General features: G+C 54.6%; 20 protein-coding genes. 2 read left to right on the top strand and 18 right to left on the bottom strand.

What is annotated here, in order from left to right:
* From CFI10_RS09690 to CFI10_RS09670, 5 genes are all read right to left on the bottom strand, one after another.
* Positions 1 to 336: a TusE/DsrC/DsvC family sulfur relay protein gene (locus CFI10_RS09690; RefSeq protein ID WP_206841773.1), complete on the bottom strand. Its 336-nt coding sequence runs from the start codon at positions 334 to 336 to the stop codon at positions 1 to 3.
* Position 337: 1 nt separating this feature from the next.
* Positions 338 to 619, bottom strand: a complete 282-nt coding sequence (tusB, locus tag CFI10_RS09685; RefSeq protein ID WP_091824030.1) for a sulfurtransferase complex subunit TusB — start codon at positions 617 to 619, stop codon at positions 338 to 340.
* Entirely contained in the window at positions 616 to 978 is a 363-nt protein-coding gene (tusC, locus tag CFI10_RS09680) for a sulfurtransferase complex subunit TusC (RefSeq protein WP_091824032.1), read from the bottom strand. Before tusC ends, tusB begins: the two co-directional genes overlap by 4 nt.
* Positions 975 to 1373, bottom strand: a complete 399-nt coding sequence (gene tusD / locus CFI10_RS09675) for a sulfurtransferase complex subunit TusD (protein WP_206841771.1) — start codon at positions 1371 to 1373, stop codon at positions 975 to 977. Before tusD ends, tusC begins: the two co-directional genes overlap by 4 nt.
* Before the next feature lie 68 nt (positions 1374 to 1441).
* Positions 1442 to 2122, bottom strand: coding sequence for a Bax inhibitor-1/YccA family protein (locus CFI10_RS09670; protein ID WP_206842065.1), 681 nt, complete (start codon positions 2120 to 2122; stop codon positions 1442 to 1444).
* Positions 2123 to 2265: 143 nt separating this feature from the next.
* Here CFI10_RS09670 and CFI10_RS09665 point away from each other — a divergent pair, with 143 nt between their 5' ends.
* Positions 2266 to 3033 carry a pseudouridine synthase gene (locus CFI10_RS09665; protein WP_206841768.1) on the top strand — a complete coding sequence of 256 codons (768 nt, stop codon included), beginning with the start codon at positions 2266 to 2268 and terminating at the stop codon, positions 3031 to 3033.
* 12 nt (positions 3034 to 3045) lie between these two features.
* Here CFI10_RS09665 and CFI10_RS09660 read toward each other — a convergent pair whose 3' ends face one another.
* Positions 3046 to 3525 (bottom strand): S-ribosylhomocysteine lyase, encoded by a 480-nt coding sequence (locus CFI10_RS09660; protein ID WP_091824044.1) that lies wholly within the window; start codon positions 3523 to 3525, stop codon positions 3046 to 3048.
* Between the two features lie 172 nt (positions 3526 to 3697).
* On the opposite strand from CFI10_RS09660, the gene CFI10_RS09655 reads away from it, so the two are divergent.
* The gene (locus tag CFI10_RS09655; RefSeq protein WP_206841764.1) at positions 3698 to 4993 is read left to right on the top strand and encodes a tyrosine-type recombinase/integrase; all 1296 of its coding nucleotides are present in this window, start codon (positions 3698 to 3700) and stop codon (positions 4991 to 4993) included.
* Here CFI10_RS09655 and CFI10_RS09650 read toward each other — a convergent pair.
* The 12 genes from CFI10_RS09650 to CFI10_RS09595 form a co-directional block, all read right to left on the bottom strand.
* Positions 4990 to 5208, bottom strand: coding sequence for a helix-turn-helix transcriptional regulator (locus CFI10_RS09650; RefSeq protein ID WP_206841762.1), 219 nt, complete (start codon positions 5206 to 5208; stop codon positions 4990 to 4992). The two genes, CFI10_RS09655 and CFI10_RS09650, sit on opposite strands and share 4 nt — an antisense overlap.
* A 12-nt stretch (positions 5209 to 5220) precedes the next feature.
* Positions 5221 to 5880, bottom strand: coding sequence for a hypothetical protein (locus CFI10_RS09645; RefSeq protein ID WP_206841760.1), 660 nt, complete (start codon positions 5878 to 5880; stop codon positions 5221 to 5223).
* Positions 5868 to 6344 carry a hypothetical protein gene (locus CFI10_RS09640; RefSeq protein WP_206841756.1) on the bottom strand — a complete coding sequence of 159 codons (477 nt, stop codon included), beginning with the start codon at positions 6342 to 6344 and terminating at the stop codon, positions 5868 to 5870. The genes CFI10_RS09645 and CFI10_RS09640 overlap by 13 nt, the downstream gene beginning before the upstream one ends.
* The gene (locus CFI10_RS09635; RefSeq protein WP_206841753.1) at positions 6337 to 7824 is read right to left on the bottom strand and encodes a YfjI family protein; all 1488 of its coding nucleotides are present in this window, start codon (positions 7822 to 7824) and stop codon (positions 6337 to 6339) included. The genes CFI10_RS09640 and CFI10_RS09635 overlap by 8 nt, the downstream gene beginning before the upstream one ends.
* Complete coding sequence (locus CFI10_RS09630; RefSeq protein WP_206841751.1) at positions 7821 to 8720, bottom strand: toprim domain-containing protein; 900 nt, start codon at positions 8718 to 8720, stop codon at positions 7821 to 7823. Before CFI10_RS09630 ends, CFI10_RS09635 begins: the two co-directional genes overlap by 4 nt.
* A gap of 27 nt (positions 8721 to 8747) precedes the next feature.
* A complete protein-coding gene (locus CFI10_RS09625) occupies positions 8748 to 8948 on the bottom strand; it encodes a helix-turn-helix transcriptional regulator (RefSeq protein WP_206841748.1) in 201 nt (66 codons plus the stop codon).
* An 82-nt stretch (positions 8949 to 9030) separates the two neighbouring features.
* Entirely contained in the window at positions 9031 to 9507 is a 477-nt protein-coding gene (locus tag CFI10_RS09620; RefSeq protein WP_206841745.1) for a hypothetical protein, read from the bottom strand.
* Between the two features lie 21 nt (positions 9508 to 9528).
* Positions 9529 to 10761, bottom strand: coding sequence for an McrC family protein (locus CFI10_RS09615; protein WP_206841742.1), 1233 nt, complete (start codon positions 10759 to 10761; stop codon positions 9529 to 9531).
* A complete protein-coding gene (locus CFI10_RS09610) occupies positions 10758 to 13409 on the bottom strand; it encodes an McrB family protein (RefSeq protein ID WP_206841739.1) in 2652 nt (883 codons plus the stop codon). The genes CFI10_RS09615 and CFI10_RS09610 overlap by 4 nt, the downstream gene beginning before the upstream one ends.
* Before the next feature lie 32 nt (positions 13410 to 13441).
* Positions 13442 to 14749: a hypothetical protein gene (locus CFI10_RS09605; RefSeq protein WP_206841737.1), complete on the bottom strand. Its 1308-nt coding sequence runs from the start codon at positions 14747 to 14749 to the stop codon at positions 13442 to 13444.
* A 26-nt stretch (positions 14750 to 14775) separates the two neighbouring features.
* Positions 14776 to 18981 carry an Eco57I restriction-modification methylase domain-containing protein gene (locus tag CFI10_RS09600; RefSeq protein WP_206841732.1) on the bottom strand — a complete coding sequence of 1402 codons (4206 nt, stop codon included), beginning with the start codon at positions 18979 to 18981 and terminating at the stop codon, positions 14776 to 14778.
* Complete coding sequence (locus CFI10_RS09595; RefSeq protein ID WP_206841729.1) at positions 18978 to 19649, bottom strand: hypothetical protein; 672 nt, start codon at positions 19647 to 19649, stop codon at positions 18978 to 18980. Before CFI10_RS09595 ends, CFI10_RS09600 begins: the two co-directional genes overlap by 4 nt.
* Positions 19650 to 19712: the final 63 nt, after the last annotated feature.

Below are 19712 nucleotides of genomic sequence, written 5' to 3'. Positions count from 1 at the left end.
TCAGAGACAGTTTTCCGGTTTGGGCAAACCTGCCAGCAATGCTGCGATTTTGGCTGGGCTGCCTGGAAACAGTTGCATCAGGTAGATACTGCGCCCCTTGTCCTTGCCGAGTTTTTGGCTGACAGCTTTGACCAAAGGACGCATGGCGGGGGATAGCTGGTACTGCCGATAAAAGTCACGCAACAGATACAAAATTTCCCAGTGGGCATCCGTCAGCTCAATTGTCAGTTCTTGAGCCAGATGTGATGCAACTTCAGGAGTCCATTGTGAGACATCATAAAGATAGCCTTCTTCGTCAAGCTCCACGGTGCTTCCGTTAATACTGAGTATTGTCATATCAAAACCAGTTTATGACACTATCATGAGTTACCGCCAGTTCAACAAATCCGGCATCGTCCACACAGCTGACTCCATCTGGGGTGATACCCCGTGCAAGCAGATCAGGCTCAAGTGCCAGAATGCGCGCGGGAAGTCGTGTCAGTTCGTTCCTGTAGTGTGGCAGCAGCCAGTAAACAGCTTCTTCAATCAGTAACAGTGAGTCGTTTTCGCTCAGGCTGGCAGCACAGGTCTGGAAGGCAGTGCGATCAGAAGGAGAGGTGTTCAGCGTGTGCAGAATCATAGCGTTATAACCCGAGAGTGTCGTGCCATCAAAGCCCGTATTTCGTCCTGATCCAGTACGGCAGGGGCAGGATCAAGCCGTGAGGCTTCCAGGCCATGTAGAGCAAGACTTTGGGTGCTTGTATAGACTTGATCTATATCGTACATCGGCAGTGCTCCCAGCATGGCGTTGGGGCTTTTCTGGCCAATGCGACCGCTTTGTTGATCTGGCAAAAGCTGCAGTACCGCATCGTCAAGCAACAGAAGTGTCACGGGTAGTTCAAACAGTGCGCAGCTGAGTGCAACATCAATGGCATCACGTGCGGCGGATGATGAATAGGGTGCGCGCCGGCAGATGATCAATACATCGGGCTTGCTCATCCTCGACCTCCGAACGTGATAACACGGTCTGACTGGATCAGAGCCTCACTTAATTGTCCCAGGCCTGACAACTCAAAGCCGGGTGCCAAATTGGCAGCGGGCTTTTCATATCGTTTGGCCTCGTTTTCATCGAGAACACCGCGGCGAACAGCGGCTGCGATGCATACGACCAAATCCAACTGATGTTCCTGCGCCAGTAACTGCCATGCCAGCGGCACGGACTGCTCATCTCTGGGCGGAGATGCCAGTGCGCTGGCGTTATGTACCCCATCGCGGTAGAAAAATACCCGGTAAAGTTCATGCCCGCTTGCCAGCAATGCGCGTGCAAAACGCAGCGCGGTATCGGCCGATGCGGACTGGTAGGGGGCTGAGTGGATAACAAGGGTGAATTTCATTGTGGAGACCAAGCATAAAAAAGCCCCGCAATCTTAACAGATATGCGGGGCCTGGTGGCAGTCGATGATCAGTCGTCGCTGAAAGCGCTGACCAGGCTGAGCAGATGTACGAACAGGTTGTAAATGCTCAGGTACAGGCCAACTGTAGCCATGATGTAGTTTGTATAACGGCCGTTAACGATGTTGCTGGTGTCATACAGGATGAACCCGGCCATCAGCAGCACGACAGCAGCCGAGAATGCCAAGCTGATACCGGAAATATCGACACCAAACAGTGGCAATACGAATAGAGCCAGCATCGCTACAATAAGGATGATTGAGCCTGCTGCCAGGAACCCTCCCATGAAGCTGAAGTCCTTGCGAGAGCTTAGTACATAGGCGGACAGCCCCAGGAAGGTGATGGCAGTCATGCCCATGGCGGTCATTACGACCTGTCCACCGTTTGGCAATGCCAGATAGTGGTTAAGCAATGGCCCCAGGCCAAAGCCCAGCAGGCCGGTGAAAGCGAAAGTCAGGGGCAGTGCAGCCGCCGAGTTCTGCTTGCGGTTAATGACAAACAGCAGTACGAAGCTCAGGATCACACTGCCGAGATACACCATGAACGGAGGGTTGATTGCCATGGAGATACCCGCTGTCACGGCACTGAATACCAGTGTCATGGCCAGCAGCATATAGGTGTTACGGATGACCTTGTTGGTCTCCAGTACCGCCTGCTGAGTGCGGCCTTCGAATGTGCGAACGTTATCCATCATTAACCTCTTGTTGGTGTCCATCGGTACTGATAACGGATTCTAATTGGGTTTCACGCAGGTTTCGACCGTTTAACTGCAAAAAGATTCCCGGTAGAATTTTGCGCTTTGTTTTTATCTGCCGTTGATGCCAAGGGTAGCCTGTGACCGACTCAACTGAGCTTGTTGTTCTTTATGAAGATGAATACCTTGTGGCTGTTCACAAGCCGGCCGGATTGCTGGTGCATCCCAGCTGGATAGCGCCGGCGAGAACACCGAACCTTGTTTCCATGTTGAAGCAGCGCTACCCCGGTGAAACCGTGCATACGGTGCATCGTCTTGATCGTGCAACCTCGGGGGTTATTCTGTTCGCACGTCGAAAGGACGTAGGGCAGCATCTGCAGCAGCAGTTCATCGAACGTAGCATTCACAAGACCTATCTGTGTGTCGTCAGGGGCTGGACGGAAGAGGCCGGAGTGATCGACTATGCGCTCAAGCCCATTCATGACAAATATGCGGATCCGCTGGCCAACCCGGACAAGGAGCCGAAAGAGGCAGTGTCGGAATACCGGCGGCTGGCGACAGTATCCCTGCCGATTGCGGTGGGGCGCTACCCCGAGGCGCGCTATTCACTGGTTGAGGTTAAACCGAAAACCGGACGCAAGCACCAGATCCGGCGTCACATGAAACATATTCTGCACCCCGTCGTCGGTGATACCAAGCACGGGGAAGGGCGCCACAATCGATTGTTTCGTGAGCACCTGGATTCTCATCGTTTGCTGCTGATGGCTGTCGCGATAGAATTTGAGCATCCGGTGACAGGGCAAAAGGTTAAAATTGAATCAGGTGTTGGCGACGATGTTGAGGGGCTGTTCAAGCGTCTTGGCTGGGTGGAGGGGTACCCGGTCAGCAGCAGTGTGACTCTGAGCTGACCGGCCAGAGGGTCAGGACAGCCAGTTGTCCGGATCGTTTTCGTCAGCAAACACCTGCGGCCACTCATTGCGGTGGTTGAGCATTTCACGGGCAATGGACTTCGCCCCTTCCAGATCATGGCTTGCGGCCCAACCACACTGCAGTTCATTACAGGCAGGTACTTCCGTTGCATCCAGCACGTCCTGCAGGGTGCGCGCCAGCACTGCAAGAATTTCACTGTAATCATCGTGGTTCATGACCGAAAGATAAAAACCGGTCTGGCAACCCATGGGGCTGAAATCCAGCACGCAATCCAAGTGGTTGCGTATCAGCTCAGCAATCATGTGTTCCAGCGAATGCAGTGATGGCATCGGCATGTGTGCCTGGTTGGGCTGGCAGAATCGAATGTCATATTTATGCACTCGATCCTGTTTGCCTTCGGTAACGCCGACCAGACGAACATAAGGAGCAATGACTTTTGTGTGGTTGAAGTTGAAGCTCTCGACGTTCATAGTGTTCTCCATAGTTCTGTGATTCCGCTATAAAGCGTTTTAAAACAATATGTTATTGGCTTTTGTTGCCGTGCCAAGGCGTTATAGACGTTTTCTTTCCGTGCCTGCCTCGCGTTCATAACTGCCACTGTTACTGCTACTCTTACTGTGACTAATATGGAGTTCAACTTTCATGGCACAGTTCAGCGACCGTTATATCAAGTCTCTCAAAGCCCAGGATAAGCCTTACATCATAACCGAAGAATCCGCCGAGCGAGGTGGCGGACGGTTTCAGGTTAAGGTTTACACCAGTGGCCGCAAGCAGTTCCTGATTCAGTATTTTCACAACAAGCGCCGTAAGCAAATGAGCATCGGTAATTACGGGTCGATGACCTTAGCAGATGCACGTCAGGAGTTCATCCGATTATCAGCTCAAGTCCAGCAAGGCATATGCCCCAAGGCGGAGCGGGAGCGGCTTGAGATGGAAGAAGCGATTCAGCAAGAGGAAGAGCGCAGGCAGCGAGAAGGGCTGCGCACTTTTTTTGAGCTATGGGATGACTTCTACGCCAGCATCAAGCCGCAAACTAAAGTGCAGTCATTGAATCAGCTGCGCTGGATGTTCGAAAGCGATATCAAGCCCTTCATTGACCCAGGCCTGTTGGCCCGTGACTTCACCCAGGACCATGCCCGTGCGCTGCTGAAGCGTGTTATTGACCGCGATGCGCGCTATAAAGCGAACAATTTACATGGCCGTTTGAAAAGCTGCATGCGCTATGCGATTGATCAGGACAACGCGCCAGAGCGGTTTGGCGAACCTGTGCGTTACGGGGTCACTACCAATGTCATGCGGGATATTCCCTTGCCAGTGCCCAAGGGCTCACAGCCAAGGCACCGGACTCTGACTGAGGAGGAGGTGGTAACATTATGGAACCTGCCGCGCACCAAAATGCGCAACCGCATGCACCACTTGTATTTCAAGTTGCAGATCGCCCTGGCCGGCCAGCGGGTCATTGAGCTGTACCACTCCGAGCATTCCGAATGGGATCTGAAGAACAAGTTGTTTGAAATTCCTGCAGAGCGAATCAAAATTGAGCGGCGAGGTACCCATGTTGTACCACTCTCAGACTTGGCGATTGAGTTGTACAAGGAGGTTCGCTTGCTGGGTGGGGATGGCCGTTTCCTATGGCCGCACAGAGATCACGATGATAAGCCGGCCTCGATCAATGGCTTGATCCAGTGCTGTCATACTTACACCCAAGAGTATGACGATATTCAGCCGTTCACACCCAGAGATTTGCGCCGCACTTGTAAAACGCTGATGAGCAAATGTGGCGTTGACCGTCTGTATCGGGACATGCTCCAGCAGCATGATGAGATTGATTCTGCTGCTCAGAAGAACTACGACAAATACGATTATCTTAAAGAAAAGCGCCGTGCCATGGAGCAGTGGACGGCGTATCTGCAAGAGCTGGTGAGGCGGGGAGACTAACCCGCCAATTGCTCATCGCTTTCCTGCTTCTTCTTCCAAGCGTCTTGTCCGAGCTGCATCCACTCTTGAACTTCGGACAGGCGCCAGCGCACGCACCGTGTACTGATTCGGACCTGCTCCGGGAAAAGCCCTTGCTTGACCAGTTTGTAAACAGTGCTCTCACTGATGCTGACCAGCTTCTCAACTTGGTTAATTTTCAACATCTTATCAGTCATTCTTCATGCTCCTTATCGATTCCGGTCAGCAGGTGTGTTACCGGAAAGCTTAACCGCGTACCTCAAGTGTGAGTCCAGCACGCCCAAGCGAGCAGACCAGTGCCCGAGCGCCTCGAGCCAGCAAGCGTTGTGCTTGGCCACGAGTTTGCGGAACGTCGCCTCGTGCATTCCTTTTGGGCGGTTACCGCAGGGCGTCAGGATGCCCGCAGGCCAACCCAGCTTTCTGCGCAGACGCTGGGTTCGATCTATTGCTCGCTGGTACTCGGCCTGGCGTTGGCTCCGATAGGCCAGCTTGTGACAGTGCCGGCAGGCAAACACACCGCTCAGATACAACAGGCCGGCACGTCGACCACAGCCCGGCACTGGACAGGTAAACCAGGGCCGGGCCCCGCCGAAATGGCAAGCCGTCCAGCTCAGGTTAATCTCCAGTGACTCTCCGGCCCATAGGTCTGTACTGCCAAAGCAACAATCAGACAGCACCAACCGGTTGGGTTTAATCTCAATCTCCACAGTACCCACCACTGCATCTCGATACAGCCAATCCAGTCGATAATGATTGCCGACGGCTTCCAGTTGCTCCTTGCGCCAGCTTCTGATGTCCAGTGCCGGATAACGATAGGTCAAACCTTTGGCATCCTCTGTTGGATGGCGCCCGCTACTCAAACTGCCCATGAATCGCTCCAGATTTTTCCGAAATCATTAGTAAAATCAGATGGTTCAGTGACTGTTGCCGGCGTCTTCGCTGCGGCCTGACTATAAAGCCAGCGGTTTGCGTGCTTCCGTCCAACATTATCTATCTCGTGAGACTTGAGTTGTTTTGCCTCGATTGCCTGCAGCCATACCTCCCGATAGCCGCTTAATAGCTGGTGACGTTCCCGGCCGCTCCTTCCGGCCAGGATGTTATCGATAAATCCCACATCATCTCGGGCACCTACGATCAAAGCCAACTCTGGCATCAGATCTGTGGCCCGATACAGAATGCGTGCTTGATGGGTGCTATCAGGCTCGATCGTACTTACATCTGCGCCCGATTTTTTTGCTGAAACGCTCTGCAGGGTACTGACAGAACTGACAAAAGCCTCTTTTTCAGCCCGTTCATGCTGCAGTGCCTGTGATCTTTTAAGCCATCTACCCATTGGCGCACTCCCGCCAGAAATACTGGGTTTTTGAGCGCCCACCCGTGGGTATCTCCACAGCATGCAAATAACGGTGATCGACCAATAGCTCCAATGCTTCAGCAACCACGGCTTTGTCCATACCTCGCCAGCCTTTGCGGTACACCTCGCGCGCCGTGAAGGGTTTGTCGAACGTCTTGCGTTTGCGCAGGATCAGGTGCGCGGCATCGATTTCAGCACTGGTTGCCGCGCTGTAAAGCCGAGCAGCATGCGTGCGAAGATACTCAGCCCAATCGAGTGCCATGGCAGTTGCATCAATACCGACCTGACCGCTCTCACCATTGATCAGGCCAAATACCAGTGCAAGGCCGCTCACCGTCTTGGGCATCTTCAGCAGATGGCTTTCCAAAACTGGTGGCAACTGGCCACTTCTGGCCTCTGTTTGGATGGATGCCATCCACTCAATAAACAGTTGCTGTGCAGCAAGAGAAAAATGCCAAACGGTTGGCGTATCACTGCTGGGTAGTGCATGCAGACGAGTAAAGACATCGGCATAGCGTTCCTTGGCGCAGCTGTTTACAGGGGTGTCCTGCCAAGTCCACTCTTTGACTGCATCAGGCCAGACAGCAAGCTGAAAGCGCTGAATCAAGCCATCGTCGGTAGCACCACTGGACGCACCTCGGACCACGGGCGCTATTTTTGAAGGCTGGATGCCACCAATAATGCTCAGCATGCAGTTCTCAATCCGGATCGTGCCGCGACCTATACGGTCGTAGGTGTAATCATCCTTGCCATTGAAGGCTTCGAGATAAAACGCCCGGTCTGATGCAAACTCCTCCTGGCCCATTTTGCTCAACCAGCCTGATAACTCGTCACGGATCAGCAGCAGGCCGTTGGGGTTTTCATTCAAGCGCTCACCCAATGCCTCCACAGTGGCATCATTTACCACCAGGCGTGGCGGCGGTGGCTCCTGGAAATCCATCTCCTCCTTGGCCTTGAGTAGCGCCAGCGCTGCATCTCGATCGCCATTACCGAGTTCCTTTTTGGCTGCTTTCTCGATCTCGGCGCATTCCAGCTTTTGCAGCCGTGCCTGGTGTTTGATCTCGTTCAGATTTAAGCCATGCGTCTTGCGCAACTGAGCTTCGATTTCATTTAGCGGGAATCGCATCTCGCGCAAAGAGGGCGACTTCATTGCGCTTGGCCCACCGATAAGTGCTCCCCAGCAATTGGCAAATTCAGTCCACTGTTCATCTTCCTGCTTCGGTGCCAGGCAGGCCTTGCGGCCTACCAATGCACTCAGGCATATCATTGCTGACACTGCACAGAAATCAGGCGGGCATTGCTGGCGCTTGGCTACGTCCATAACGTAATCACGCACATCCCTGGGCAGCATCTCAGGCTCAAACGGTGCCACGCGAGGCAGCGGTGAGGGCAGAGGGATTGGGGCTTCTGCCTTCACCTTGGGCGCCTCGACGCTATTAATTAAAGCGGCCGTATTCATTCAACCTCCTGTCTGCGTGGACAAACGAAGATGTCGTTGAAATCACTGCATTCGCACTCATCGCCGCAGCTGGACGGCCAGGTCAAATCCGCACCAGAGGCCTCGGCTGCCTTGCGTGCCTTAGTGATGCCGGGGTTACCGGACGTCCGGTGGTCATTATCCGCGCAGATCACAACATGGCTGCCCGGTATCAGTGCTGCCGCAGAGCTTGCGATCAGGGCAACTGACTGCAGGTTGCCGGCATTCATGGCACACATCACGCTTTGCCCGGTCGCTTTGAACAGGGTGGCACCGGTGGCAAAGCCCTCACACACCAGCACTTTTCTCAAGTCCGGCGCATCGATCAAGCAGTAACAGCCTTTGACTTGCCCGCCAGTCAGGAATCGCTTCTCCCCATTCGGGAATATCTGCTGCAGGTTGCGAAGTTCTTGGTTGGCATCGATCAACGGCACCAGCAGACGATCACCCAGCTGACGCAGATTCAGTGGCTGGATGCCTTTGCGAAGAAGGTATGGATGCTGAGGGTCAGCCGGCTGTGCCTGATCCCACATGCGTTTGGCGCGCACTGCCGTTTCTTCCTGCTTTTGCGCGTAGAGCTCGCGTTGTTGTTCACGCACCTGGGCCATCTGCATCTGCAACTCCCAGCGTTCGGAAGCAGTAAGCTCATCGGGGAACTCTTCACGCCAGCTTGCCCAGCAACCGGTGCGCCAGCTGCCAAAAGCGCCAAAACTGATGCGCTGGGTATGCATCACATACCAGCCATTTTTTGTCCCTGGCTTGTCGCCAGCAACGTGAAAGCGGTGGATCTGGCCATCGTTGATAACACCACCTTTAACAGCCAAGCCCTCTGACTCGAGGTGTGACTCAAATGCGGCTTTTGAATCATGGAAAGTCATGCGCATTATCTCCCTGGTGGCGATGTATCAGTTGGATTCGTCACGGCTGGCCTTGACTTGTTCAGCCAGCCATTCCTGAACTTCAGACTCAATCCAGCCGATAGCACGGCCAGAGCCAAGAGAGATGGGTTTTGGGAATTCGCCTGCGGCTACACGGCGCAGCAAGGTGCCGCGTGAGAATCCGGTGTCTCGCAGTACAGAGGGTAGGCGTTGAATCTTGATAGCCATGTTGATGCCTCCTGAGGCGTTATTGAACATGGCGGAGATTTTTACTGGGGCGATAGATGATTACAGCGGGGAAATCAGTGGGCTATTTCCCCGTTGACTTTACTCTCGACTTGATTGCACGTTCATAGGTGCGTCGGACTGTATCGGGAGACTTGTGCAATTGCTTGGCAACTATGTCGTATGCTTGCTGTTTGGGTATGCCCTGCCTGATCAGCTTGCTTGTAGAAAACAGCAAGCGCCCTTTGTTTGCACGATCTTCTTTTCTTCCCGGCTTAGGGGGCTGAATTTTTAGTGACTCAACGGCTAACCGCTTCTCGCGGCACTCGGATAGTGCCTTAAGCACGGTGTTTGCAAGTGCTTTTACTGCTTTGTCTGGTAACAGACCGTCTTCAAGTAATAAACATGCAATAGCGATCTCATCAGAATCTTTGAACTCAACTGTACTTTCAGTTTCTTGCCATGAATTGAGCCGATCTTCTGCGAAGATTAAGAGATCGTCCATGTCAGATTGAGAGAGTGCGATTTTCCTGATTTGCGTTCCTTCTTTGAAAAGTGCCATATCGTTCCGTCCTTGTTCAAATCAGGCAGAAATTGCTTCAATAGGAAGAGTCGCGCTTAAATGACTACCCAGCGGCACCGCCACCACCGTGAGTGTAACGGGCCGCTCAAGATTCAATGTCATTCGATGCTCGCCCTGTAAACCCGCCTGCTCGGGGTACAGCAGCATCACCTGGCTGCAGTGATACGCGCTGGCATAGGTGCTCAGCTGATACAGATCAGCAGATGACAATGACGCCATGGGGTTAGCGGCGTCCAGCAGCTTCCACTTGGTATCGAGGATGGCGACAGGGCGTTTGTGTTCATCGAGCAGGCTGATATCGGGGCGCATCAGCAAGCGGCCTTTGCCGCTGCTGTCTTCACCCAGATAACGTCGTGGGCCTTGCTCCATCAGCGTCAAACCGGCTTTGCGAGCCTGAGGTCTGAGCTTGACGGCGACAAAACGCTCGAACAGGCGGTTCATATCAAATAGCAGGCTATACACGGGTTGCTGCCCGGCGCGGGTATCGAGGTACTGGCCGTTGATGAACAAACGCGCCAGCTCGACCACCCCGGCATAGCGGCGCTGCATCCGATTAAGATCCTCGGCACGGGGTACTGGCTCGCCCTTGCGAATCACACCCACATGACCAAAACGCATCAGTATGCTGTGAACCTGCTGGCGCAGGGCAGGGGAGGTGGTCAGATCCAACATACAGTTCAAAGCCGTGTGCAGCAGCCGGTTGACGGGGATATCGACCACCAGTTCATTGAAGCGGCATGCCATGCGCTGTGGCTTGAACAGGTTTTCGCGTTGCTGGCGGATCAGGTCGATACGGCCACGCACCTGGTCCAGGGTGTCCTCCACATCGCGGTAGTCACGAAGCAGACCCTGGCGCATTTGCGCGTCCAGCAGTATGAGAAAGTGGCGAATAAACACATCCAGCAGGCGGTGGCTGTTCGTTGCAAGGCCGGCCTGTTGCAGGCTGAGTCCTTCAATGTCACCGGCAATATCCAGCATCTCAATCAGAGTGGTGCGCTGTTGCTCTGGTGTCTGGTGCGGGAATACCTTGGGCAGTATCTCAATCTGTAGTTGTTGCTTAATCTGCACCACACCGCAAAACTGCTTGAACTTGACCCGATTGCGGCCCCACTCCAGACAGCCGGCAGGCAGACTGGATTCGGCCTGGCCCAACGCATCAGCATCCTGAAGTGACAGCGGCCCTGTATTGCCGATCTGCAGCCAGCCGTGTTCAAACGCTGTCAGCACTTTCATCCCGCGGCGTCCAGCGACTCATAGATTTTGCGTATCGCATCAGCACTGATCTCGGCAGGTGCCTTAACGTGATAATCCGACTTTTCCGGCAGATCGATATCCAGTCCGGCAAAGAGCAGACTTGGGTCCAACGTGCTTTGGGTAATGATCTGATGCTCGGCCGGCGCGTCTTCATCGGCCAGTACCCGACGGATCTGCTGCCAATCGTCGTAGAAATACTCGGTCAGCATGGGAATGATGTCGTACACCAGCACCTGCCTTAGGCTATCCAGGTCTTTTACCTCCATGAAGAAGGCATGGCCAAAGGTCTGATCACGATGCAGCAGGTAACGCAGGCGCAGGTTGATGGCATTGAGTAGATCGCGCAGGCTCAGCAACCCACCTTCACCATCCGGAATGTAGCCATCCCCTTGGCTACCGGTGATCTGTTTTGGCTCCGGCATCAGCTCGACGAAATGGAAGCGGCGTCGCAGGGCGGCATCCATCAAGGCGATGGAGCGGTCGGCGGTGTTCATCGTGGCGTAGATATCCAGATTCTTCGGCACACCAAAACGCTCGCCAGAGTAGGGCAGCACCACGTCAATGCCTTCGACCAGTTGACCCTCACCGTTCCACCAGGCGCGTTTGTCCGGTTCGATCAGCGTGATTAGCTCACCGAAAATGCGCGAGATATTGCCGCGGTTGATCTCATCGATGAACAGCGCGTAACGCTGGTGCGGGTCCTGGCGAGCACGGTTACAGAAGGCCTTGAACAGACCATCGCGCACCTCGTAACTGATGCCGTCTTCGGTGGTTTGCGGCCGGATACCCTCAACGAAATCTTCATAACTGAATGACTGGTGGAAGGTAACGGTCAGGTGACGCTTAACGCGAGCATTCTGGCTCTGCGGCCCCTGCTGTAGTTTCTTGAGTTGATCGCGCAGGCCTTCGCCGGCTTCCTCCCAATCGCCTGTCAGAACCCAGTGCCCACCTGGTTTTTTGTCAAAGATAAGAGGCGAAAGCCGCTTTTCCATCGCCAGCTTGACGGTCTCTGACTCCTGCACGGTATGGGTTTGCAGCGAGTTCCAGCAGGTCGCACGCAGGTTAGGGCTGTCGGCTCTACCCTGAACCCTGGCTTTCGCCTTGAAAAATGGATGAATCAACAGGTCGTTAACGGTTGTCCCGCTATTTTGTGCTGACAGGTCGGCCGCAATCAGCGCAACGGTTTCCCACCACGAAGTATTGGCCAGTTGCTCTTCCAGCCACTCGCCGGTCGCTACCTTCGTTGCCTGAGTTTCGTACTTCGGCTGCAGGTGATTGCGCCAGCGATGGGTCTTACCGGTGCCCGGCGGGCCATAGAAAATCTGGTTGATCGGCCTGGCAATATTGATCGCCTGCTGTGCCGAGGTGGGTGTCCCCGCCTGCACAACCTTAACCGGTGGCAGCTTATTCCAGAGCCCCGCCACAATCTTGGCTGATTTGGGTTTGATCTCGATGCCTGATGCCTGCGGTGTCCAGTTTTGCTCATCGACTGTGAGCGCTTTCAAGTCGGCCATACTGATATAGGAATCGGCCTTGGGGTCACGCAGATCGGTCAGCGTGATATCGACATACAGCGCCTTCTGCCCCTGTTTAGCCAGTTCCGGGTTGTAATGATCATCTTCATAGGGCTCGCTGGCGACATTGCCACGCGCAACCAGCCCTTTCGGGTCTTGGCCCAGCCGAACCAGGAAGAAGCTGTCACCCTCTCGCGGATGAGTCGAGGCCGTGCGCCAACGCATAGTGACATTATCCCCGCGCGCGATGCGCAGGCGGTCATCCTGAAACGAGCCCCAAGTCCAGTTATTGGGGTTCCAAGCCATCAACCAGGTGCCGGGCGCAGGGCGCCATTGATCCACCCAGGGTGACGCATGAAAATCGACCGTCTCACCGGCCTCCGCTTCAAGTTGCTTGCGCAGCACCAGCAGGGTTTCGTCCACTTCACGGTAGGTCATGGCTTTAAGTTTTGCCTTGGGCAAGCCGGCCATGGCCTGCAAAATCGCCTTTTTGTCGCGCCCGACTGAAGTATGTTCAAAGCTATCCGGGTAGAGCAGAAAACAGAGAATGTGGCGGAACTGGCGCGTTTGGGCACCTGGAATACTGTCCAGCCAGTCGGCAAACGCCCAGGGCGACTGCAGCAATGGTTGCTGCTGATCCTGGTTCCGGCCTTTAAACGCCTTGAGCACTTCAATCAGGAACACCAATTCGCGCCAACGTAGGGTATTGAAGCCCGTGCCGGTGCTGCCGGCCCCACTGAGCGTGTCATCATCCAATAACCAGGAGCTGGGCAGGGTGTCGCCGTTAATCTCCCAGATGGTGCGTACCAGATCCCGCTTGGTCGCGGGCTTGATATTGGTCGAGAACAGCAACAGCAGCCAGTTCAATTCAGCCATCAGCTTGATCGCTGCAGGACTGGCATCGGCAAGTTGCTGTTGCAGCTTGTCGATAAAGCTTTCCTCGCCTTCCAGCGGGTTTTGGATGAATCGCTGATCCAGTTCTGCGAGGCAGGCACTGCTCCAGTAGTCGCCATCGGTCAGCAATCCGCCGTCTGCATTCAAACAACGCTGCTTCCAATGCTCAGCGGCTTTTAACAAGGGTTTTATGGCATGACGGTGGTTGTAGCGGCTCATGGCAATTCCTTTGGTTTAAGCAGTCAACAACATCAGTTGTTAAGCAGATCAGGCGTAATACCGCTGGTCTGAGCAAAGGCGGCATCGGACTCATTGAGCAGTTTCTTTTTCAGTACTGGGAAGGCATCGCACACCCGACTGATAAACTCCTTGTCGTTCCTCAGCATCTCGTAGGTAACGTCCTTGAAGGTACAGTGGAGGTGAATTTTTTCCACCAACTTTTCAGCGCTAGGAGCAGCATTGGTAACCTCCTCTTGCAAATACTCAAGCGCGTCTTCTCGGGTAGCAGGACTGGAATAGCAATGAAAGAAATCATGCGGCGGGTTTTCCAAAAAGCGATCTACAGCTGCTTCAATTAATGCATCAACAGATTTTTTCAGCTCACTTTCAAGCTGCTTGGCCGCCCCTTTTTTCCAGTTCTCAATCTGTTGGGTGATGGCGTCATGCTGTGCCATAAACTCTTTTCTACGACTACGCAGCATGACAGAACCAAGGCGCTTGTTAAGTGACTTTGTAAACTCACGTAAAGTCTTCACCTCGCGCTTGATGGCATCCAAGCCCTCAAGCGTTGCGCTGTCCAACAGGCGGTAGGATGCACTGAGTCGTGTTTCAATTTCCTTGTTTTCGCCAAAAACGGCATCACGAATAGGAGCGGGCAGTTTGATGGTGCTCTGCTCTATACGTCCACCTTCGAACTCGACTTCGACAAACTGAACAAGGCTGGTGTAGACCTTTACCTGGCGCTGCAGATCAAAAGCCTGTGGCGGGTTGTCATCAAGACGTTTTTTGACCGCATTAACATCTACAACAGGCAGTAACTCCCGGCCGATCTCGATAGTTGCATCGATGTCTGATGCTGAGCATTCATCGCTAACCTCTTCGTCTTCGGGTGAAGAGTTCTCATCTTCGCTTAAGGGATCGGGAATGCTGGCACCCACACCAACGGCCTTGGCCAACTCGGTGACTTGTTCCGGCTGCAGGGTAATGGCGTTGCACACATCAGCATTGGGGTCTTCAACGGCCATGGGTGATTGATGCAGCACCCAGCCATGGTCATCTACCAGCAGGGCGCTGATACGCATTCCAGACTGTTTGCGAATGGGTACATGCTTTTCACGCAGCATTTCGATAGCGGCATGTTCGCCATAGCCCAAACGGAAAATCTCCTCGTTGTAATCGAGAATGATGGTCACGTCCTGATCGCCAAATTCGATGTGCTTGTTGACCAATGCGGCAGCCAACTCCTGCGTTAAAGCAGGGCCGATAAAAGCCACACGCCATTGGGCGCTTCTGACCAGTTGGCAGAGTTTATCGGTGTTGAGTTGATGAAAGAGTTTCATTGCTTGCCCTCCCTGGCGGTGGTTGGTTATTGGCCCTGAAGGGCGTCAAAGGCTTCGAGCACTCGGCGCTGGGTGAGGTATTCGCCGTATTCGGCGATCTCCTTGCGCTTGAGGCCGGGGAAGGTGACAGATGGATAATCCGGGCCCATCACCTCGGCCGGGTCAAGAATGTAGCGCAGTTCTTCCCGAGTTAGCCCATACAGCCGGGCATAGTAGGCGTCCAATTCGCAGCGCAGTTGGTGCCGGCGGTCTGGGTCCCAGCCGAACGGCTCACCATCGTAGCCCAGGTCGCGGGCGAAGGGCGCGAGCTCATGGCTGGTGTAGGTGAGTTCGAGAACGCGCGGGGTGATATAGGCCAGATCCGTTTCTTTATAGGTTTCCGGTGGCAAAACGGGTAGCTGTTTCGCAATGAAGAAGTTCATTGTGGTGCCACCGATTTTCTGTCGTGCAATATAGTCAAAGGGCAGTGTGGCCAAGTTAGCTTGAAGTGCAGCAGCTTGATCTGAGGGCGTAGCAACGGGTAAAAGCATCAAGGGGTACTTATTACCTACAGCCGTAAAGGGGATCGTTGAGCCTATAAAGGTTCTCTCGTCAGTTGCTCGGCAGATGTCTCGAAATCCGAGAAGGTATTTAGGGCTTCGACCCTCCAGTCGACCTTCCACAAGCATTGCGTAATCTTGCCGTGCGGAAAACGCCGTCAGCCAATCGTCCAACTCAGCATCGGTCATCGGGTGATCTTCGGCCATTTTTCGCGCTGCCAGGCCGTCTTTGGTGAATTCGGCGGTTTGGAACAGGTTGCCGGTGGTGCCGCGTTTGGTCACCCGGCTACCCAGCAGTTGCGAGGCTTCTTCAAACTGCTCTCTGATCAGCAGCTGGCCCGCCAACCACTGGCGCAGGCCTTCCTCCAACTTGGCGGTGTCCTGTTTTTTCAGGCCGTCCAGCACGACACGAGGCATATCGGCGGTGCGCAGCAGTACCTCTCGCTCTTCCACCCAGTACCGGGGAAGCGGGGCGTAATCTGTCTGCTGCTTTTCGGCCACCGTCGTGTCGCGGGTAGTTTCGCCGTCGGTTTCGTAAGTGGCGAAGCGGTGGTCGTAGTGGTGCACCATTTTGGCTTCGTACAGGGGCAGATAACGAGTTCCATCGAGTTGGAATTGGTTGCCCACGAGTTGTGCGCCTTTCTCATCCAGTTGCTCATAGGTGCGGAATAGGTGGCTCGCCGAAGTCATGTTGAACAAGCCCTGTTTGAAACTGACGTTCCAAGGGTTGCGCTCAGGCTCCCGTTCACGAAGAAATACCGGAACGCGCCTGTATATCTTCCTCGTGATCTCCGCATCCTTATCAGCACGGAATGTCGGTGCTGTAAGAGTGTTAGGGTTGATTCTCAAGAAATCATCTGGCTCTAAGTGGATCCGACGAGAGGGATTCTCCAAATCATTTTTGTTTTTTGCATAGAAAAGCAACTCTGCGCTTTCAACATTATGAGCGAGAGTTAGCAAGCAGAAGTTAAAACTTCTGTGAACACTCTGGAACATTCCCTCGCTATTTTCTATGTCCAGGAATGAGGAAAGCATCTTCTTCTCAGTAATGTATTGGAAAAAGAATTTGTTCGAGTCGTCGGTTGCTATTCCTCGTTGTACAACAATACCTGAGCGGCCGGATTGGTTGAGCAGTGTCAACGCCAGCTCTGAAAATAATGGATAGAGGTTTAACTTGCCGTGAGCTGTCAATGGGAAGCGGTCGCTTACACGAATGAAATTCTTCGTTGCATCAAGAGCACGCTTTTCCAATATATATTCATTGTATAAGTTGAGGTTCGATACTTTTAATTCGTCAATAGCTTTTTTCCGCGTATCACCTAGCATGTTAGCGATTTGCTGATCCCTTGCTGCGAAAAATTCTGTGTCTGATGACTGCAATTCTTCCCACGGCGGGTTGCCTAGCACCACGTCAAAACCTGCGTTGTCCCGGTTAAAGACTTCCGGAAACTGCAGTGGCCAATGGAAGAAACGGTTCTGCTCTGCGCGCAGCCGCACTTCGGCCGCTACTTCGGGACTGAGTTCACCCCGATGGGCCGCCTTCAGTGCGCCGTTGTCCGGAATGCGGTTGGCGTAGCCCTGGTTCTTCGGGACAAAGAACGCGGCCGTCCAGAGGTCTTCCAGTAGCCGGGCACGGCGGGCTTCCTGGCTTTGCTGGGCGGCCTGCCATTGCTGGCGCTTGTTGAGTACCTCATCCAGGGATTCTTCCGGTAGCTCCTCCACCGCAGCGAGTTGCTGGGCGTTGATACGCAAATCAATCGCCAGGGTTTGGGCCTGTTGTTTGTTGGTCTTCTTCAGGTCTTTCAGTAGCGCCTTGTCGTCGCCCTCCAGGGCTTTGAAAGCATCATCGGGAATGCCTTTTTCCAGCACAGCAGGGTCGTACACGCCCACCAGTGCATTACCACATTGGATATGGCTATCCAAAAAGGTGAGTGGCTTGCCGGGCTCCAGTGCCTCCATCCACAGTGCCGCGCGGCACAACTCTATGGCCATGGGGTTCAGGTCCACGCCGTAGATGCAGTGCTGCACCACATCGCGCAGGGCATGCTGGAACTGGGCGGGTGTGGGCTCACTGCCTTCGGCATCCAGCTGCGCGACTTCACGGGCCAGGGTGCGGGTGGCTGCCAGCAAAAAGTGGCCGGAGCCACAGGCCGGATCAACAACGCGCATGTCCAGCAGCGCCTGCCGGGGTGAAGCGGGATTTTCAGCCAGGCGTTCACGCACGACGGGCTTGAGCGCCGTGTCGATCAATGACTGCACCAGCACATCCGGCGTGTAGTATGAACCGGTCAGTTTGCGCAGGTTGCCGGCCGTGTTTTCGCCCGCTTCTAAGCCAATAAAACTGAAACGCCATGGATTTTGGTCGATGGCAGGCACCAGTTCCAGCAGCGCTTCATACACAGAGCCCAGCTCTTCGGCATCCATATTGGCGTAGTCAGTGGCAACCAGTGTGTTGCTGCTGTCACTGGGGTGCCAGGTAAGCGCCTTGATGGCTTTCAGCAGCGCCTGGTTATCGATTAACGACTGGTCCAAATGCGGGCATTGGCTGTTATCAAACAAGCCACCCAGCGCAGGCAGCGCCAAAAGAGGCTGGCCTTTAGCAAGACCTTGCAGGCTGTGCTGCAGCGTCAGCCAGAGATCATGGTGCCGAGCTTCAAAGCGGTGTGGCTTACGCGCCGCACGGCGGAGCGTGTCAAGGCTGTAACCCTCGCGGTAACGCTCTTTTGCAAGCGGATCACTGCCCTCGGGGTGGAGCAGGTCACGGGCTTCAGCCCGCAACAGAAACAGCAGGCGATACACCAGGCGCAGCAGTTCCTGATAGTAGGCCTGTGCATCCAGCTCACGGTCGGTAAACTGCTGGCGCAAGGTATCGTTTTGCGGATGGCGTAAAAAGCCGCTGCCCAGTGCGCCCAGTGCTACCGTTACCCCAACACGCAGCTTATCCAGCAGGCGTTCACCCTGTTCTTCCGCCTGCGCGCGCCAGAGTTCAAGCCAACAAAGGTGCACATCGGCGGCACCCTCATGATCGCGTGGCTGGAATCGGCTGGCGTGAAGCATCAGCCATAGAATACGGAAGGCCGGCAGCTGTTCTTCGGCAAAGCAGGTGGCCAGGTCCACTTCTACATAGGCCGGGCGGGTCATGGAGGGGTTGTCACGCAGTATGCGCAGGCGCTGGCCATCGCTGACCAGGCCCCACAGTGCCTGGTCGTTGGCGTTCAGGTATTCCTGCAACAAACCGGTGGGACTGCGTTTACGTCCTTCGTGACCAAAGCGCGGGTCGGCCGTATCCAGTGCCTTTTCGGCGGGTGCGCAGAACACCATCGGCACTCGGCCGTTGCAGGCATGGTGGGTGATCGGGAAGCCACGCTCGTCAATGACCTGTGGCGTTGAATAGGCTTGCAGATCCGTAAAACCAAATACCTCAGTAAGCAGGCTGTGCAGCCAGTGTTGGGCGGCGCCTGTCGGGTCACTCAGGTCGGTGCGCTGGCGTTGTTGATCAAAGTTCTGCCAGTTGGCCTGGGCGATACGCCAATAACGGCCAATCTCGTCACGCAGGGTCAAGCCTTGAGGAATACGGTATTCGGCTGCAGATTGTCCCGGTAGCTGCAAGGCGGCGAGCTGGTTGAACAAATCGGCCGGCAGCAGCCCACCTTCCAGGCGGAAAATATTCTGGTCGGCATCCCTGTGGTTCATCGGTAAAGCTCCTGGATCAGTGGGGTCATGCCCTGACGGTAAATCGGTGTAAAGCGGTCGCTGTGTTGCAGCATTCTGGCGATCTCGGGGTTCAACCAGGCGAGCAGTTCGCCGGCATCGCTATGCCGCTGTGCAAGGTCACACCAGTGCCAGATGGGTTCATGGTGGAACACACGGTTACGCAACTGACGTAGCCGGTTGACGGCACGGCTGATCTCTTTACGCTGGCGCTGCCGTTTGGGCAGGTATTTCAACGGTGCGTGTTTGAGCAACTTTGGCCAAAGAATCTGCTTATGCTCGTAACGTCTATCGCAGAGGCTGCACCAGAAACCAAAGGTGAGTTCGGCAATCACACGGTCAGCCGTGGGAGGCTGCTTGCGCTTGTGCAGTTCAGTCAGGACCTTGTTGATGGCCTGCTGTTCACGGCTGTGCAGCCACAGGCCCTGAAACCAGTTTTCGGTCTCAAATTCAGCGGTCAGCGCATTATGCAGGGCGTTACGGAATACCACTTCGTTAAGGTGCAGCAGAGGGTAGAGCGCCTCGCTTAACTGAAGGTTCCAGTGATACTGCGCCAGCGCCTGCAGTGGGTCGCCGTTGCTGTGCTGCAGATAAGGCCCCAGCCGCTGGGGTGACAGCCCGGCAATAACGGCATCGAGTGCTTGGGTCATTGAGTCTTGCCTCGGTGCTGGCTATACTGTGCGCACAGTCCCCGGGCTATTCCTCTCCCAGTC

The sequence above is a fragment of the Marinobacterium iners genome, from assembly GCF_017310015.1.
GTDB classification, from domain to species: Bacteria; Pseudomonadota; Gammaproteobacteria; order Pseudomonadales; family Balneatricaceae; genus Marinobacterium; species Marinobacterium iners.
The sequence above is the reverse complement of the archived record's forward strand: the minus strand, read 5'-3'. Positions and strand labels throughout refer to the sequence as shown.

What these genes read in the sequence shown, in the direction of transcription:
- CFI10_RS09610 (WP_206841739.1), bottom strand. Translation starts at nt 13,409, where the DNA reads ATGAGCCGCTACAACCACCGTCATGCCATAAAACCCTTGTTAAAAGCC.
- tusB (WP_091824030.1), bottom strand. Translation starts at nt 619, where the DNA reads ATGATTCTGCACACGCTGAACACCTCTCCTTCTGATCGCACTGCCTTC.
- CFI10_RS09655 (WP_206841764.1), top strand. Translation starts at nt 3,698, where the DNA reads ATGGCACAGTTCAGCGACCGTTATATCAAGTCTCTCAAAGCCCAGGAT.
- CFI10_RS09595 (WP_206841729.1), bottom strand. Translation starts at nt 19,649, where the DNA reads ATGACCCAAGCACTCGATGCCGTTATTGCCGGGCTGTCACCCCAGCGG.
- CFI10_RS09625 (WP_206841748.1), bottom strand. Translation starts at nt 8,948, where the DNA reads ATGGCTATCAAGATTCAACGCCTACCCTCTGTACTGCGAGACACCGGA.
- CFI10_RS09600 (WP_206841732.1), bottom strand. Translation starts at nt 18,981, where the DNA reads ATGAACCACAGGGATGCCGACCAGAATATTTTCCGCCTGGAAGGTGGG.
- CFI10_RS09635 (WP_206841753.1), bottom strand. Translation starts at nt 7,824, where the DNA reads ATGAATACGGCCGCTTTAATTAATAGCGTCGAGGCGCCCAAGGTGAAG.
- CFI10_RS09630 (WP_206841751.1), bottom strand. Translation starts at nt 8,720, where the DNA reads ATGACTTTCCATGATTCAAAAGCCGCATTTGAGTCACACCTCGAGTCA.
- CFI10_RS09660 (WP_091824044.1), bottom strand. Translation starts at nt 3,525, where the DNA reads ATGAACGTCGAGAGCTTCAACTTCAACCACACAAAAGTCATTGCTCCT.
- tusD (WP_206841771.1), bottom strand. Translation starts at nt 1,373, where the DNA reads ATGAAATTCACCCTTGTTATCCACTCAGCCCCCTACCAGTCCGCATCG.
- CFI10_RS09670 (WP_206842065.1), bottom strand. Translation starts at nt 2,122, where the DNA reads ATGGATAACGTTCGCACATTCGAAGGCCGCACTCAGCAGGCGGTACTG.
- CFI10_RS09605 (WP_206841737.1), bottom strand. Translation starts at nt 14,749, where the DNA reads ATGAAACTCTTTCATCAACTCAACACCGATAAACTCTGCCAACTGGTC.
- CFI10_RS09640 (WP_206841756.1), bottom strand. Translation starts at nt 6,344, where the DNA reads ATGGGTAGATGGCTTAAAAGATCACAGGCACTGCAGCATGAACGGGCT.
- tusC (WP_091824032.1), bottom strand. Translation starts at nt 978, where the DNA reads ATGAGCAAGCCCGATGTATTGATCATCTGCCGGCGCGCACCCTATTCA.
- CFI10_RS09690 (WP_206841773.1), bottom strand. Translation starts at nt 336, where the DNA reads ATGACAATACTCAGTATTAACGGAAGCACCGTGGAGCTTGACGAAGAA.
- CFI10_RS09620 (WP_206841745.1), bottom strand. Translation starts at nt 9,507, where the DNA reads ATGGCACTTTTCAAAGAAGGAACGCAAATCAGGAAAATCGCACTCTCT.
- CFI10_RS09645 (WP_206841760.1), bottom strand. Translation starts at nt 5,880, where the DNA reads ATGGGCAGTTTGAGTAGCGGGCGCCATCCAACAGAGGATGCCAAAGGT.
- CFI10_RS09650 (WP_206841762.1), bottom strand. Translation starts at nt 5,208, where the DNA reads ATGACTGATAAGATGTTGAAAATTAACCAAGTTGAGAAGCTGGTCAGC.
- CFI10_RS09615 (WP_206841742.1), bottom strand. Translation starts at nt 10,761, where the DNA reads ATGAAAGTGCTGACAGCGTTTGAACACGGCTGGCTGCAGATCGGCAAT.